The organism is Actinorectispora metalli, from assembly GCF_056323685.1.
Genome location: NZ_JBREYE010000001.1, coordinates 2,153,726 through 2,169,001, shown reverse-complemented (window position 1 = coordinate 2,169,001; position 15,276 = coordinate 2,153,726). Strand labels below are relative to the sequence as shown.

The 15,276-nt window shown below is 70.4% G+C and carries 15 protein-coding genes and 1 pseudogene; 10 read left to right on the top strand and 6 right to left on the bottom strand.

What is annotated here, in order from left to right:
• Positions 1-14 precede the first annotated feature (14 nt).
• A complete protein-coding gene (locus ACU6XJ_RS10115) occupies positions 15-872 on the top strand; it encodes a DUF4328 domain-containing protein (protein ID WP_476308944.1) in 858 nt (285 codons plus the stop codon).
• Here ACU6XJ_RS10115 and ACU6XJ_RS10110 read toward each other — a convergent pair.
• The gene (locus ACU6XJ_RS10110) at positions 796-2,010 is read right to left on the bottom strand and encodes a cytochrome P450 (protein ID WP_476313911.1); all 1,215 of its coding nucleotides are present in this window, start codon (positions 2,008-2,010) and stop codon (positions 796-798) included. The two genes, ACU6XJ_RS10115 and ACU6XJ_RS10110, sit on opposite strands and share 77 nt — an antisense overlap.
• A 26-nt stretch (positions 2,011-2,036) precedes the next feature.
• Between ACU6XJ_RS10110 and ACU6XJ_RS10105 the strand changes: the two are divergent.
• The 4 genes and pseudogenes from ACU6XJ_RS10105 to ACU6XJ_RS10090 form a co-directional block, all read left to right on the top strand.
• Positions 2,037-2,807 (top strand): annotated as a pseudogene (locus ACU6XJ_RS10105) (glycerophosphodiester phosphodiesterase); the annotation flags it as partial.
• 148 nt (positions 2,808-2,955) lie between these two features.
• Positions 2,956-3,915 (top strand): DUF5926 family protein, encoded by a 960-nt coding sequence (locus ACU6XJ_RS10100; protein ID WP_476308942.1) that lies wholly within the window; start codon positions 2,956-2,958, stop codon positions 3,913-3,915.
• 246 nt (positions 3,916-4,161) lie between these two features.
• Positions 4,162-4,662, top strand: coding sequence for a SigE family RNA polymerase sigma factor (locus tag ACU6XJ_RS10095; RefSeq protein WP_476313909.1), 501 nt, complete (start codon positions 4,162-4,164; stop codon positions 4,660-4,662).
• Positions 4,659-5,450 carry a hypothetical protein gene (locus ACU6XJ_RS10090; RefSeq protein WP_476308939.1) on the top strand — a complete coding sequence of 264 codons (792 nt, stop codon included), beginning with the start codon at positions 4,659-4,661 and terminating at the stop codon, positions 5,448-5,450. Before ACU6XJ_RS10095 ends, ACU6XJ_RS10090 begins: the two co-directional genes overlap by 4 nt.
• A gap of 209 nt (positions 5,451-5,659) precedes the next feature.
• On the opposite strand, the gene ACU6XJ_RS10085 is transcribed toward ACU6XJ_RS10090, so the two are convergent.
• Together ACU6XJ_RS10085 and ACU6XJ_RS10080 are read right to left on the bottom strand one after the other, a co-directional pair.
• Positions 5,660-6,208: a ferritin gene (locus ACU6XJ_RS10085; RefSeq protein ID WP_476308937.1), complete on the bottom strand. Its 549-nt coding sequence runs from the start codon at positions 6,206-6,208 to the stop codon at positions 5,660-5,662.
• 205 nt (positions 6,209-6,413) lie between these two features.
• Positions 6,414-7,601, bottom strand: coding sequence for an arginine deiminase (locus ACU6XJ_RS10080; protein WP_476313907.1), 1,188 nt, complete (start codon positions 7,599-7,601; stop codon positions 6,414-6,416).
• Positions 7,602-7,825: 224 nt separating this feature from the next.
• On the opposite strand from ACU6XJ_RS10080, the gene ACU6XJ_RS10075 reads away from it, so the two are divergent.
• Complete coding sequence (locus tag ACU6XJ_RS10075; protein ID WP_476308934.1) at positions 7,826-8,338, top strand: DM13 domain-containing protein; 513 nt, start codon at positions 7,826-7,828, stop codon at positions 8,336-8,338.
• 13 nt (positions 8,339-8,351) lie between these two features.
• Positions 8,352-9,266, top strand: a complete 915-nt coding sequence (locus ACU6XJ_RS10070; protein ID WP_476308931.1) for an SDR family NAD(P)-dependent oxidoreductase — start codon at positions 8,352-8,354, stop codon at positions 9,264-9,266.
• On the opposite strand, the gene ACU6XJ_RS10065 is transcribed toward ACU6XJ_RS10070, so the two are convergent.
• The 3 genes from ACU6XJ_RS10065 to ACU6XJ_RS10055 form a co-directional block, all read right to left on the bottom strand.
• Positions 9,267-10,025: a CPBP family intramembrane glutamic endopeptidase gene (locus tag ACU6XJ_RS10065; protein ID WP_476308928.1), complete on the bottom strand. Its 759-nt coding sequence runs from the start codon at positions 10,023-10,025 to the stop codon at positions 9,267-9,269.
• Between the two features lie 104 nt (positions 10,026-10,129).
• Positions 10,130-10,918, bottom strand: coding sequence for a DUF2470 domain-containing protein (locus ACU6XJ_RS10060; protein ID WP_476308925.1), 789 nt, complete (start codon positions 10,916-10,918; stop codon positions 10,130-10,132).
• A gap of 237 nt (positions 10,919-11,155) precedes the next feature.
• Complete coding sequence (locus tag ACU6XJ_RS10055; protein WP_476308923.1) at positions 11,156-12,349, bottom strand: homogentisate 1,2-dioxygenase; 1,194 nt, start codon at positions 12,347-12,349, stop codon at positions 11,156-11,158.
• Positions 12,350-12,418: 69 nt separating this feature from the next.
• Between ACU6XJ_RS10055 and ACU6XJ_RS10050 the strand changes: the two genes are divergently transcribed.
• From ACU6XJ_RS10050 to ACU6XJ_RS10040, 3 genes are all read left to right on the top strand, one after another.
• Positions 12,419-13,312, top strand: a complete 894-nt coding sequence (locus ACU6XJ_RS10050; RefSeq protein ID WP_476308920.1) for a hypothetical protein — start codon at positions 12,419-12,421, stop codon at positions 13,310-13,312.
• A complete protein-coding gene (gene fahA, locus ACU6XJ_RS10045) occupies positions 13,309-14,514 on the top strand; it encodes a fumarylacetoacetase (protein ID WP_476308918.1) in 1,206 nt (401 codons plus the stop codon). The genes ACU6XJ_RS10050 and fahA overlap by 4 nt, the downstream gene beginning before the upstream one ends.
• A gap of 74 nt (positions 14,515-14,588) precedes the next feature.
• Positions 14,589-15,275, top strand: a complete 687-nt coding sequence (locus ACU6XJ_RS10040) for an IclR family transcriptional regulator (RefSeq protein ID WP_476313905.1) — start codon at positions 14,589-14,591, stop codon at positions 15,273-15,275.
• Position 15,276: the final 1 nt, after the last annotated feature.

Below are 15,276 nucleotides of genomic sequence, written 5' to 3'. Positions count from 1 at the left end.
GGCAGCAGCGAAGAATGCGCATCGAGTGGGTGGCGAGTATCCCGACGCCCACTCGGCCGCCGCGCGAGATCCGGCGGCGGCTGCCCTACCTCGGACCGCCGTCCTACCCGGCCACCCCGCGCTGGGGATTTCCGCCGCTGGCCTGGCGGCGGCCCACCGCGGCGCCCGGCGCGCTGTACCCGCCGCCCACCGAGGTGGAGCGCATGCAGGCGCTGGCCAGGCTCGCGGTACCGGCGCTGTGGCTGGCGGCGGGGTTCCTCGGCATCCTGACCCTGGCCGAGGGCTGGCGGTATGTGCTGGTCCTGCGTAGCCGGGATGAGCTGCTGACGGTGGGCACCGTCGCCTTCTCCGACGCGGTGGTGACCAGCGCGGGCGTGCTGTCGCTTGTGCTGTCCGGTCTGGCCGCGGTCACGGTGCTGCTGTGGGTGCTGCGGGCCCGGCAGGTCGCGGCGGAGCAGGCCCGGCTGAGCTCCTACCGCCCCAACTGGCAGGTGTACTGCGCACTGCTGGTGCCCGGCCTGAACCTGTTGCTGGCGGGCGCCATCCTCACCGAGCTGGAACACACCGCGCTCGGCCTGCCCGCGAGCGACCCGGCCCGGCCCTCGCGGCAGCTCGCGGGCTGGTGGGCCTGCTGGGTGGCCGCGGGAGGGTTCGCGCTGCTGTGCGTGCTGTGGTCGTTTCGCGACGGGGCGCAGGCCAAGGCGGACGGCATCGTGCTGCACATCGTCACCGACGCGGTGTCGGTGGCGCTGGCGGTGTTGACGGCGCGGTTCATCAGGAAGATCACCACGCTGCTCAGTCCGGTCGCGCCAGGGCGCAGGCTCTGTTTCGTACCTCAAGCCACACCGGAAGCGACCGCAGCCCCCGAATGACGAATTCGGGCCTGCGCACCACCGGTTCGCCAAGGTGCAGCCCCGGGAGTCTTCGGGCCAGAACCAGCAGCAGAATCCGCGCCTCCAAGCGGGCCAGCGGGGCACCGAGGCAGTAGTGGATGCCCGCGCCGAAGCCCAGGTGTGGGTTCGGAGTGCGGCCCAGGTCCAGTTCGTCGGGGGCGGCGAACACCGCTGGATCGCGAGCCGCCGCGCCGAGCAGCGCGCCGATCTTCTCGCCCGCCCGCACCGGGTGGCCGCCGATCTCCAGGTCCGCCAGGGCGGTGCGCTCGAAAAGCTGTAGCGGCGAATCGAAGCGGATCAGCTCCTCCACCGCGGTCTCCGCGGCGACCTCGCCCGCCACCAACCGCTGCCACTGCTCGCGTCGGGTCAACAACGCCAGCATGCCGTTGCCCACCAGGTTCACGCTCGCCTCGTGGCCCGCCATCAGCAGCAGCGCCGCGGTGCCTACCAGTTCGTCGGCGCTGAGCCCGTCGCCCTCCGCCGCGACGAGATCGCTGATCAGGTCATCGGCGGGCGTCCGGCGCCGTCGCGCCGCCACGCCGCGCAGATACTCGACGAACTCAGCGGCCGCCCGCTCGGCCGAGCGCCGGGTGGCATCCGGGATGCCGTACTCGTACATCTTCACGATCGCGTTGGACCACGGTTGAAGCAGCGCGCGGTCGGCGTGCGGCACGCCCAGCAGGTCGGCGATCACCTCGATGGGCAGCGGCCCGGCCACGCCCGCGATGAGATCCGCCTGCCCGCCGTCGGCCAATGCCGCGGCCAGATCGGCCACGAGACGTTCGGCCACCGCGGTGATCAGCGGCGCCAGCCGTGCGGTGTGGCCGCGGGCGAAGGCGTTCGACACCAGGTTGCGCAGCCTGGTGTGGCGGGGTGGCGAGGTCTCCAGCAGCGAGTTGCGGTGCAGCAGGTTGAAGGCCGGGAAGTCCGCCGCGGGCTGTACGTCCGCCCAGATCCGGCCGAGGCCGCGGTGCCGCAGGACCGCGGCCGCCGCCCGGTGCGAAACCGCCACCGGCATCCCCAGCCCGGGGTGCGGGTGCACCTCGGCCACCTCGCGGGCGCGGGCGAACCAGGGGTAGGGATCGGCGAGGAACTCGGTGTCGGCGGGGTCGAACAGTGTGGTCAGCGGTCCTCCCGGGTGAAATGTCGACTGCGCTTGGGCCGGTCTTCACGTGCTGTACACCCGGCTCGACCATTGTCGACGACGTGCCTGCCGTCATCGCTCATCGCGGTGCGTCGGCGCATTCGCCCGAGCACACCCTGGCCGCCTACCGGCTGGCGATCGAGCAGGGCGCGGACGGACTGGAGTGCGACGTCCGGCTGTCCCGCGACGGGCACCTGGTCTGTGTGCACGACCGCACGGTGGACCGCACCTCCGACGGTACCGGCGCGGTCAGCGCCGCCACCCTGGCCACGCTCGGCAGGCATGATTACGGCCCCGACGACGCGCGGCGGCACGGGCTGCTCACCCTGGAGGACCTGCTCCGGCTGCGGGCGGACGGCGGACGTGAGCTGACGCTGTTCGTGGAGACCAAGCACCCGGTGCGCTACGCGGGGCTGGTCGAGGCGAAGCTGATTGCGCTGCTGGCCCGGTTCGGGCTCGCCAAGCCCACTTGCAAGCGAAGTTCACCCGTTGTGGTCATGTCTTTCTCCTCGGGGGCCGTCCGCAGGGTGCGGGAGATCGCCCCCGCCCTGCCCACCGTGCTGCTGTTCGAGCGGCTGCCCGCGCGGTACCGGGACGGATCGCTGCCGCCCTGGGCCGATATCGCGGGCCCCGGCATCCACCTGCTGCACGCCGACCCCGGCTATCCGGCCAGGGTGGCGGCGCGTGGAAACCGCAGCTACTGCTGGACGGTGGACGATTCGCGGGACGTGGACCTGTGCGAGCGGCTGGGCGTGGACTACTTGGCGACCAACGCTCCTGCCGCCACCCGGTCGCTGCTCACCTCCGCCGGGTCGGCTACGGTCGCCACAGTGTGGCGCGAGTCTCGACAGCCGACCGCTGCCGCCCTGAGCCCGGCTGGGCGAGGAATTCTTCGAGGTATGGGCAAGGAGGACACCGGTGTCCAAGAGGACGGCGGTCAAGCGCGCGGGCAAGATCCGCACGGAAGGCGACGGGGTCAACCCGCGGCAGGCCTGCCCCTGTGGCTCCGGCAAGCGGTACAAGGCGTGCCACGGTCTCGCGGGCGGCACCGGCGATGTGATGGTCACCCGGCCCTTCGCCGGGCTCGCCGCCGAATGCGAACTGGTGGCGCTGCGCGAGTTCGTGCCGTCGGCCATCGCGAAGCTGACCCTGGCCGACGCGGAAGCGGCGCCGGTGACGCTGGCGACCGTGCTGCCGATGGCCGCCGCCGCGCTCATGCGCAACGACGGCACGGCGTTCGTCGGACTTCAGGTGCAGACCCGTTCCGGCGATGTGAGCGCCGATGTCGCGCGGGCACTGCACTGGCTGCGCGGTGCGCAGCCCGGCGATGTGCTGCCGGTGGTCGGCCCGGACAACACCGAGCCGGTACGCCTGCAGGACCTGCTGTCCGCCGATGCCGACCTCGAGGTCGAGGTGCACAAGGACTTCGCGTGGTGGGTGCCGGGCGACACCGAGCCCACTGGCGAGGTGGCGTTGTCGCTGGAGCGGGCCAACGCCGCGATCCTGCCCACAGAGCGGCTGGAAGCCGAGGGCGTGCGTGCCGCGTACTGGGTGGACGCCAAGGAGAAGGCGCACCTGCGCTGGGTGCGGCCCGAGCCCGAGGAGCAGCTGCTGCCCGCGATGGCACGGCTGTCCGCCCGCGGTGAGCTCGCGCTGGGCGAGGGCAGCCGGTACGCGGGTTCTTTCCGCGCGCACGGTCTGCTGGTGCCGGTGTGGGACCTGGACCGCGAGCTGCACTCCCGCGAGTGGGCCCAGCCCGCCGCCGACCTCGGCAAGCGACTGGCCGACGCGGTCGCCTCGCTGGCCGACGAACCGCTGAACGAAGCCGAGCGCAGGGCCCGCGACGGGCTGCGCGGCAGGCAGATCACCATCCGCTGATCGCTTTCTGAACGAACCGGCCCCCGCTTTGAGAAAACTTGAAGCGGGGGCCGATTTCATTGCCGATGGCAACCTCTTCGCCGCTTCGAACGTGGTGTAACCGGAACCGGTGGGAACATCCCGCCGAAGCAGGGGGAGGGAGCCGCGGTGTCGGTCCTGGGGTGCGTGCCAATCGCCGGGCGATGCGATGCCGCGTTCGCTCCGGCACCCCTCCCAGGGAAGTCGGACCACTCGGTCAGAAAGAAACTGGTGGAAGAAGACTTCGCCGACTTCGTTCGGGCCGCGCTGCCCGCTCTGCTCAGGTACGGCCACGCGCTGACCGGGAACCCGCATGATGCCGCCGACCTGGTGCAGACCGTGTTGGAAAAGGTCGGCTCCCGCTGGCCGGGGCTGATGCGCACCGGCGTGGAGCCGCATGCCTACGTGCGGCGGTCGATGGCCAACGCCTCGGTCAGCCGCTGGCGGCGCACCAGGCGGGAAACCCTGGTCGCGGACTTTCCCGATCTTCGCGGGGTGACCGATGCCGACCGGTTGGAACACGAGCCGCTGTGGCAGGCGCTGCGCGAGTTGCCGCCGCGGCAGCGGGCGGTGGTGGTCCTGCGGTTCTACGAAGGACTGTCGGAAGCGGAGATCGCGGATGCACTCGGCGTCACGAAAGGCACCGTGAAGAGCCAGGCCAGCAAGGCGATGGGCAGCTTGAAGTCCAAACTCGGCGCGCTGGCGGGCGAGGGGAGTTTTGTGCGTTGAACCTCGATGACGAGTTGCGGCGGCTGTTCACCGACGATCGGTTGACGGTGACCGCCCAACCGGGAACGGATGCCAGGATCCTCGCGGGCGCCAAGAAGCGGCGCAGGCGCAGGCAGGCGGGCCTCGCGGGCGGGGTGTCGCTGGCGGTGGCCGCGGTGATCGCGGGCGGCGTCGCCGTCGCGGACCTGCGGCAGGTGCACGGGCCGATGCCGCAGGCCATCGCCTCCGCGCCGACCTCGACGCCGAGCGCCGCACCCGGTTCGGGGCCTGCCGTCCCGCCCGGCGGTTCGTCCGTGGCGCCGACCTCGGCGGCGCCGCGCGGCACCACGACCACACCGACCAGCGGGCAGACCAGGACGGACAAGGTGCTTGGCCACAACGGCTACGGACGGCTCGCTCTCGGCATGAGTTACGACCAGCTGCGGTCCAGCGGCGAGGTGGACGCGCCTGCGAAGCCGCCTGCCTCGAAGACGCCGTGCGTCTCCTTCGAACTGCTGGACAGCGGGCCGCCGGGGGCACGCGGCACGGCGACCTTCGTCCTCGGGGGAAAGGTCACCTGGATCCACGCCTCGACCGGAATGCGCACCCCGGAGGGCGCGGTCATCGGCTCGACGCTGGAGCAGCTCAAAGCGGCGTACCCGAAGCTGCGCAAGGGCGACTTCGGTGATGCGGAGCATGGGAACTGGGTGGTCGAACTCGGTCCCGAGCGGCTGTACAACTTCCAGATGCGGCAGAGCAGGGTCGAGGAGATCACGCTGGGCATGACGGAGTACGGCTGCGGCGGCTGAGACCGCCGCTGGTTCGCCGATGCGTTGTGCGAACAGCGCGGTGAACCCCAAGTCGAAATCCCGACGAGCGCAATGGGCTCCGGGTGCTGCCTCACCCGCCCACGCGGGACAGCGTGAGCGCAGCGGGCAGCGGCCCATCCTGGGCTTGCGGTCGGGGCAGGGTTCGGAGGGTGCCTGTCGGACAGGCACCCTCCCCCGTCTCACCGGTCTTAGAGCTTGCCGCCCGCGGCGCGCGGCGCGGTGGAGTCGTCCCCTCCGTTGCCGACGTGCTCCCTGGCCAGGAACTCCTCGATGTGGAACAGGTTGTCCTTGCCCCGCTCCACGACCTGGAGCAGCGTGGTCATGGCGGCGACCTCTTCGACCTGCTCCTTGAGGAACCACTGGAGGAACTGCTCGCCGAGGTAGTCGCCCTCCTCGCGGGCGGCCCGCGCCAGCGAGGTGATCTCCTCGGTGACGGTGCGCTCCTGCTGCAGCGCCAACTCGACCGGCTCGACCACGTTGCTGAAGTCATTGCGCACCTCGTCAACGCCCGGGATCGTCACCGGGAGGTCGTTGTCGAGGAAGTACTGCACGATCATCATCGCGTGGTTGCGCTCTTCGAGAGCCTGCTTGTAAAAGTGCTTGGCCAGCTGCGGAAGATCCTGGTCGTCGAACCAGACCGCGACCGCGATGTATTGCTGGGAGGCGGTGAATTCATTCCGAATCTGCGCCTGAAGCAGCTCGTGGAACTTGGTGAGTGTGGTGGTTGCTCGGGACATGTTCGCACCATACGCCACCTGCGCATGCCGGGCGACTTTATGCCGCTGTGATCCGCCGCCCGGGTGTAAAAAATAACCCGACTTAGTTTGGTCAAACCTTACTTGGGTTAGCCGTCCCTAATTTATATTCGCCTTACCTAAATGACGTTCGCGCACGGCGGCAAATTCCATTATGTACCGAATTCTCCGACGCCGCGACTCGAGCTCAGCGCAGCGGGGCGCGGTCGATCGGGCAGGACATGCAGCGCGGGCCGCCGCGGCCGGAGCCAAGCTCGGAGCCGCTGATCTCCAGCACCTCGATACCGGCGTCCGCCAGCCGTGCGTTGGTCTCCACGTTGCGCTCGTAGCCGACCACCACGCCGGGCGCGAGGGCGAGGGTGTTGTTGCCGTCGTCCCACTGCTCGCGTTCGGCGGTCACCGGGTCCAGCCCGGTGTCGATCACCCGCAGCCGGTCGATGCCCATCGCGCTCGCCGCGGCCTCCAGGAACGGCTCGGGGCCGCTGACCAGCACCCGGCCGTCCTCGTCGGGGCGGAGCGGGTAGGCGGAGAGGTTGTCCCGGATCGCCGGGTACATCACCACCGCGTCGGCGTCCACCATCGTGCACACGGTGTCCAGGTGCATGCTGGCCCGCTCCTGCGCGATGGGCACCGCGAGCACGGTGTGCACCAGGCCGTCGGCGAACACCGACCGGGCGAAGGACTCCGCGCCCGCGGGGGTGGTCCGCTCGCCGACGCCGATGGCCAGCACCCCGGGGGCCAGCAGCAGCACGTCGCCGCCCTCCAGCGGAGCCGAGTGCTTGCCGTAGGCACGTGGGGTGGAGCCGAACCGCGGGTGGTAGGCGTAGATCAGGTCGGTGAGCGCGGTCTCCCGGTTGCGGGCGGGCAGGGCCAGCGAGGTGATCGCCACCCTGTTCGCGACCCAGACCGAGGAGTCCCTGGTGAACAGCAGGTTTGGCAGCGGCCCGATGGCGAAGTCGTGGGGGTGGTGCATGCGACGCACCAGCGAGGCGCCCTCGGCGGCGGGCAGTTCCTCGAAGGTCATGCCGTGCATCAGCACATCGGCCAGCGCGGCGGCGTCCAGTGTGGACAGATGCGAGCGCAGCGTGTCGGCCAGGTCGAGGCCGAGCCGCTTCTCGTCCACCGCGGTGTGCACCCCGGCCGCCCTGGCCCTCGGGTCGTCCAGCGCCTGCACGAGCAGGTCGGCCAGCAGCAGCACCTCGACGCCTCGGCCGGAGAGGGTGCGCGCGAAGGCGTCGTGCTCCTCCTGGGCGCGGTCCACCCACGGGATGCCGTCGAAGAGCAGCTGGTCGTTGTTGCGCGGCGTCAGCCGCTTGAGCTCGGCGCCAGGGCGGTGCAGCAGCACCGTGCGCAGCGTCCCGACCTCGCTGTCCACTCTCGGCACGACGCCGGGCTTCCGGACGACGGTGCTGGTCAGCGGGCCGCTCGAGGCGAGTGAATGAGAGCTCACGATCGCGAGCGTAACCGTCCGGTAAGGGTTTTTGGACGTCAGATCGGGCGAGAATTGTGGTTGTACACAGTGAACGGAAGTTCGAGAGGCGAATCGTGAACCAGAAAACGGACCTCAAGCCTGGTTTGTTGCGCAAAACCTGGTTCCGAGTGGCGATAATCGCAGCGGTAGCCGTCCTCGGCGTCGGTCTGTGGGCGTTCCAGCCGTGGAAGCTGTTCACCAGCAGCACCCTCGACGAGGCACTGCCGGGTGTGCAGGCGCCGGTGTCGGCCCCGATGTCGGAGACCTCGTCCCAGCCGGTCGCGGCACCCGCGGCGGAGCCGGTCGAACTGGCCTCCGGGCAGTTCGTCAGCCAAGAGCACGAGACCTCCGGCAGCGCGCGGGTGGTGAGGCTGGCCGACGGCTCCCGCGTGCTGCGGCTGGAGGGACTGGCGAGCAGCGACGGGCCGGACCTGCACCTCTGGCTGACCGACCAGGACGCGGGCGGGGACTGGGCGAAGTACGACGACGGCCGGTACGTCTCGCTCGGCAAGCTCAAGGCCACCAACGGCAACCAGAACTACGCGATTCCGGCCGACGCCGACCTGGCGGGTCTGCGCAGCGTGAGCATCTGGTGCGACCGGTTCAACGTCTCCTTCGGGTCCGCGCCGCTGTCGCTGTAGTAGAAGTAGCGGCATGGGGATTCTGAACGGCAGGGTCGTGATCGTGACGGGCGCAGGCCGGGGCATCGGCCGCGGCGAGGCGCTGGAGTGCGCCGCACAGGGGGCCTCGGTGGTCGTCGCCGAGTTCGACGACGCGGCGGGCGAGGCGGTGGTGGACGAGATCACCGCCTCGGGCGGCGATGCCGTGCTCGCGGCCGGGGACGTCTCGGACAGCGCCTTCGCGGGCGAGTTGATCACGGTCGCGGTCGAGGAGTTCGGCACGCTGGACGCGTTGGTGAACAACGCGGGCATCCTGCGCGACCGCACGCTGGCCAAGATGAGCGACGCCGAGTGGGACGAGGTCATCCGGGTGCACCTGCGCGGGCACTTCGCGCCGACCAGGGCCGCCTGCCAGTACTGGCGGGAGCAGGGCAGGGCGGGCCGGATCGTGCACACCTCGTCGACCTCGGGCATCCTCGGCAACTTCGGCCAGGCCAACTACGGCGCCGCCAAGGCGGGCATCGCGGCACTGTCCACCATCACCGCGATGGAGATGGCCCGGCACGGCGTGACCTCCAACGCGATCGCGCCCTCGGCGATCACCCGGATGACCGAGGACCTGCTGCCCGCGGAGGTCAGGTCGCGACGCGCGGAGTCGGTCGGGAGCGGCGACTTCGACTTCTTCGCGCCGGAGAACGTCGCGCCGCTGGTGGCCTTCCTCTGCTCGGAGGGCGCGGGCCACATCAGCGGCAAGGTGTTCGGTGTGCAGGGCGACAGCGTGGAGATCTACCAGCCGTTCACCTCGGTCGCCGAGATCACCGCGGGCGGGCGGCGGTGGGATCCCGCCGAGTTGGCGGGCCGGGTTGACGAGTTGTTCACCGCATCGGGGATTCCGGCGGGCGCGGAGAACATGATGGCCAAGATGCGGTACGGGATCCTGGCGAACTGATCAGGGCAGCCAGGAGACTTTGCCGCGGAGCAGGGCGTACCCCACGAAGGCCACGATGTCGAGCAGTGCGTGCGCGATGATCAGCGGCCACAACCGCCTGCTGCGCTGCCACCACCAGCCGAAGACCAGGCCCATCACCAGGTTCCCGACGAATCCGCCGAAGCCCTGGTACAGGTGGTAGGCGCCGCGCAGCACCGCGGAGATCAGCAGCGACCTGCCGCGACCGAGGCCGAGTTGGCCGAGGCGGGTCAGCAGGTAGGCCACCACCAGTACCTCTTCGGCGAAGGAATTGCCGATCGCCGAGGTGATCAGCAGCGGCACCCGCCACCAGGTGTCGTCCAGCGCCGTGGGCAGCACCGTGAGGTTGGCGCCGACGGCGCGGCTGACCAGGTACAGGCCGAGGCCGGGCAGGCCGATCACCGTCGCGAGCCCGGCACCCCAGCCCGCGTCCCGCAGCGGGCGGGTGCGGTCCAGTCCGATGGCGCGCAGTGCGACGCCCGCGCGCCAGAGCAGGTAAAGCCCGAGCGCGCCCCAGGCCAGCAGTTGGATCACCCCGGTCAGCTGGATGGCCAGGTCGAGCAGTTCCAGCTTGGAGCGGGAGACGTGCAGCGCGACCGACTGGTCCTTCAACGGCTTGGGCTGCAACAGCGAGTTGAGCAGCGACAGCAGGCTGCGCAGCGCGGAGAGCCCCAGCGTCACCGCGAACACGATCACCAGTTCGGTGATGATCGCCCGCCGCGGGACCTGCTCGGTGCTCATCAGCCAGACGGTAGGCCATCAGGGTGATCACGGCATCGAGCCCCCGGTCCGCAAGCGCACCAGGGGCCCGAGCTCTCGGATTGGTTACTCCGTTGTGCGGGGCACTAACCGCCGACGTTCGCGAGGAACGGGCAGCCCACCAACCTTCGCAGCTCCACCGCGAGTTCCTGCGGGGTGTGCACGGGCTTCGAGAAGGCAAGGCGCACATCGTGATCGCCGCCCGCGGCCTCCACGCGCAGCCGCAGTCCGAACCGGTCGAGACCCAGCGGGCGCAGATGGCCGCCGCGCAGGTGCTCGGGCAGGTGCCTGGCCAGCATCCCGACCACATCCCGGTGGGAGACTTCGAGATGACGCAGCCAGCCCTCCTCCAGCCTGCAGAACGGATCGGGCATCGCCGCGCCGAAACCGCTCAGGCAGACCGAATCGGTGCCCTCGGCATCGGCCAGCACCATGGTGATCGGCATGAGCTGGAGCAGCGTCGCACCGTGCCCGATGTCCAACAGCCGTGGGTCGGGGCGCTCCTCGGCGACCCGGATGGCGTTGGCGCGGGCGCTCACCGGGTTCAGCGGCCGCAGCCACCCGGTGATCCACAGCAGGCCGCGGACCGGCTCGCGCAACCGCACCGGCGCCTGGTCGGCGATCTCCAGCATCACGGTGACCTCGCCGCGCGGCGCCTGCCACGCGGTGGCCACCAACGGGTCATCGTCGGGCAGCAACAGCGCGGCCCTGCCATCGGTGTGCACATGGTGCAGGATCGGCACCACCTTGTTCGCAGGGTCTCCCGCGCCTCCGCTCGCGGGCAGCAGACATGCCTTGCCGCCGCGAGCCGCGATCGTCCTGGCCCGCTCCGCCACATCCGGCGTCGGCGGGCGCCGATCATCGAGTTGCGCCACGACTCACCTCCAAGTTAGGCAAGGCTAACTTGACTTGGGTTGGGTTGGGAAGTGACCTTCGGAACGAGGTTGGCAAAGGGGTGGGTGTGCGGAGTTCACAAACAGTCTGCCAGTGATGTGCGTGGTTATGTCGTCAATAACCCAACCGGCCGTAGCGGATCGAGTGATCGACTGGGAATGGGCTAAAAACTACCGGCCGGTACGGGATGCGTACCGGCCGGTGGTTGCCCTGGCTGATCAGCTCCAGTCGGGACCGCGTTTGGCCCAGGACCAGGCATAACGCGGATCTTCGCAGGCAGCGGCGCCCTCGCCGAGTTGGAGCGGGCGGAAGGTGTCGATCATGACCGCGGTCTCGTCGAAATAGTCGGCGCCCAGCGAGGCCTCCACCGCTCCCGGCTGCGGGCCGTGCGTGCAGCCGGAGGGGTGCAGCGAGATCGAGCCGAGGTTGATGCCCGATCCCTTGCGCGCCTCGTAGTTGCCGCCTACGTAGAACATGAACTCGTCGGAGTCCACATTGGCGTGGTTGTAGGGCACCGGCACCGCCTCGGGGTGGTAGTCCACCTTGCGCGGGCAGAACGAGCAGACCACGAAGTTGGGGCCCTCGAAGGTCTGGTGCACCGGCGGCGGCTGGTGGATGCGCCCGGTGATCGGCTCGAAGTCCCGGATGTTGAACACCCACGGGTACAGGCAGCCGTCCCAGCCCACCACGTCGAACGGGTGCTCGGCGTAGGTGAACCGGGTCAGGCCCGCCCGGTGCCGGACGATCACGTCCACATCGCTGCCCTCGGCGAGCAGCGGCTCGACCGGGCCCCGCAGATCCCGCTCGCAGTAGGGGGAGTGCTCAAGGAACTGGCCCTTGGTGGACAGGTAGCGCCGCGGCGGGCCGATGTGCCCGGTCGCCTCCATGGTGAGCAGCCGGAGCGGCTCCCCATCCGAGTTGTCCGGAACGACTCGATAGGTGCATGAGGTCGGCAGCACCACGTAGTCGCCGTCGGACACCCGCAGCGCGCCGTAGATCGTCTCCACGGTGCCCGCACCGCTCTGCACGTACAGCAGTTCGTCACCCGCCGCGTTGCGGTAGAGCGGGCTCGGCGCGGTGGCCGCCACGAAGCCCACCGAGACATCGGCGTTGGCGACAAGCTGTCGGCGGCCGGTGATCGCGTCGACGGCGGTGGGGTTCTCCCACTTCAGATCCTGGGTGCGGAAGTGCCGCGGCTTCAGCGGGAGGTTGTCCTGGGTGCCGCCGCGGATGTCGGGGATGGTCTCCGAGTTGACGATCGCGGTGGGCAGGTGGCGGTGGTAGAGAAGGGCCGAATCGGAGGAAAAGCCCTCCACGCCCATTAGTTCCTCCGCGTACAGCCCACCTTCTGGTTTGCGGAATCGGGTGTGCCGCTTGCGGGGGATCTCCCCGACGCTGCGGTAGTAGGGCATGGCTCCTCCCAGGCGTACGATAGTCGGACACCTTTGTTCAGTTCCCGGTACGCTACTAGCGTGTCACCCGTGTCAAGCGCCGTAGAACTCCGTGCCCCCGGTCCCCGCGGTACTCCGCCCCTGTTGGCAAGGCTTGTCGACGATGCCGCGCTGTTCCCGCCGGGCAGTGCGCCCATGCCCGATGCGGTCCGCGGCCACCTCGAAGGACGCACCGGTCCGTGGTCGGGGGTGATGGGGCTTTTCCTCTGCCCCGCATCGCGCCTGCCCGAGTTGATCACCGAGTTGGTGAAGGCGAAGCCGGTCAAGCCGGTCGGCCTTTCGCTGGTGATCGACACCGGCCTCGGGGGTGTGCCGAAGGCTGTGTCCATTGTGGAATCGCGCAACGAACTGCTCGCGCTCCGCATGGTCGAGATGCCCGCACCCTCCGATGTGGACGATGTCTGGCTGGAGCGGGTGAGCGAGTTCGTTCCCGAGGACGCCATCCGGGTCGTCGAGCCCCGGCGTCCGAGTGTGAACTCGGAACAGCCCGGTAACCGGGCCGACTGGCTGGCGGGCATCGCCAGGGTCGCCGAGCACAACTGCTGGCCCAAGCTGCGCTGCGGCGGTGTCACCGCCGAGGCCTTCCCGAGCGTCGACGAGGTCGCCGACTTCCTCGCCGTGGCCAGCGGGATCGGCGTCCCGTTCAAGGCCACCGCGGGCCTGCACAACGCGGTGCGGCACACCGACGAGACGACGGGGTACACCCACCACGGCTTCCTGAACCTGCTGGTGGCCACCGCAAGGGCACTGGCGGGCAAGGACGTCCGGGAAGCGCTCGAGAGCAAAGACGCGCAGGCGCTGGCGGCGGAGGCCAAGGCGCTGTCCGATGAGGCCGCGCAGGCCGTGCGCGGCGTGTTCGCCTCCTACGGCTCCTGCTCGCTGGCGGAGCCCGTGCACGATCTGGAAGGACTCGGTCTCCTGTGAGCTGGATTTCCGATCCCGCGTTCGGCAAGGACCAGCCGTTCGGGCCGCAGACCCTGCCCTACGGCGTGGTGGAGACGAACGACGCGGCGGTCATCGCCGTCCGCGTCGGCGACTCCGCGTTGCCCCTGCGCGGCCTCGCGCTGGGCGACCGCCTGACCGAACTGGTGGCGGGTGACTCGCTGAATCCGCTGCTCGCCGCCGGGCGCCCGCTGTGGAGCGAACTGCGGTCGCGGATCTCCGAGATGGTGGCGGCGAACTCGGCGCCGCGGGGCGCGGAACTCGTCCCGCTGTCCTCGGCGCGTGAGCGGTTGGCCTTCACGGTCGCCGACTACGTGGACTTCTACTCCTCGCGTCACCACGCGGAGAACGTGGGACGGATCTTCCGGCCGGACGGCGCGCCGCTGCTGCCGAACTGGACGCACCTTCCCGTCGGCTATCACGGCCGGGCGGGCACCGTCGCGGTGTCCGGCACCGATGTGGTCCGCCCCGCGGGGCAGCGCAAGGCGCCGGACGAGGACGCGCCGTCCTTCGGCCCGAGCAGGCGGCTGGACATCGAGGCCGAGGTCGGCTTCGTCTGCGGCGGCCCGGTGACCTCGCGGGTGCCGGTCTCCCGCTTCACCGAGCACGTCTTCGGCGTGGTGCTGGTCAACGACTGGTCCGCCCGCGACATCCAGGCCTGGGAGTACCAGCCCCTCGGCCCGTTCCTCGGCAAGAGCTTCCTGACCTCCGTCGGCGCCTGGGTCACCCCGCTGGAGGCCTTCGCACACGCCAAGGTCAGCCCGCCCCCGCCGCCCAACCCGCTGTTGGGCTATCTGACCGGTGATGAGGCGTGGGGTCTCGACCTGCGCCTTGAGGTGCGCTGGAATGACACGGTGGTGTCTACGCCGCCGTTCGCCGAGATGTCCTGGTCGCCCGCCCAGCAGTTGGCGCACCTGACGGTCAACGGCGCGACCGTGCGGCCGGGTGACCTCTTCGCCTCCGGTACGGTCTCAGGCCCCGAGAAGGAGCAGCGCGGCTGCTTCCTCGAACTGACCTGGGGCGGCAAGGAGCCGGTGACTCTCTCCGACGGCAGCGAGCGCACCTTCCTGGCCGATGGTGACACGATCGTGATCTCCGGAACCGCACCCGGCGAGGGTGGTTCGATCGTTGGCCTGTCCGAGGTTGTCGGCACTGTGGCGCCGGCAGTGGAAACGCAGGAGTAGACGACGTGAACCCTCCGCCCGCCCGGCGAGCCGCCCGGCCATATCGGCCGGGTGAGCTCCCCGGCTCCGCGCAGCTGGCAACGGCCGGGCGGGCGAGATCCGGCGATCCCGGCGAGCCGCCGACGCCCGCGCCGAGCAAGGAAAGCTCGCTGACCCTGGAGCGCGGCCTCGCGCTGTTGCAGGCCGTGGCGGACGCCGACAGCGACGCCCCCAACATCTCCGACCTGGCCACCACCATCGGCGCCAGCCGGGCCGCCGTCTACCGGCTGCTCGGTCCGCTTCAGGCGCGTGGCCTGGTCCGCCGCGAGGGCTCCCGGGTCCGGCTGGGCCTCGGCGTGCTGCGGCTGGCCTCCAGGGTGCTGCCGCAGCTTCGGTTCGCCGCCCTGCCGGTGCTGCGCGGACTGGCCGAGCGGGCGGGTGCCACCGCGCACCTGACGGTGGCCGACGGCAGCGAGGCGCAGGCGGTGGCCGTGGTGGAGCCGTCCTGGACGGCCTACCACGTGGGCTACCGGGTCGGCGCCCGCCACCCGATCAAGCGCGGCGCCGCGGGCCGCGCCATCGACCTGCCGCCCGGTGGTCCGTCCTGGGTGGCCACCGCGGGCGAGTTGCAGAGCGGCGCCTACGGCTTGGCCGTTCCCGTGCGCGGCGTGCCGGGCCTGCGTGCCAGCGTCGGGGTGGTCACCCTGGAGCAGTTGGACGTCGAAGAGGTCGGCCCCTATGTGGTCGACGCCGCCGCCAGGGTCGCCGCCGCACTCCTGTAGT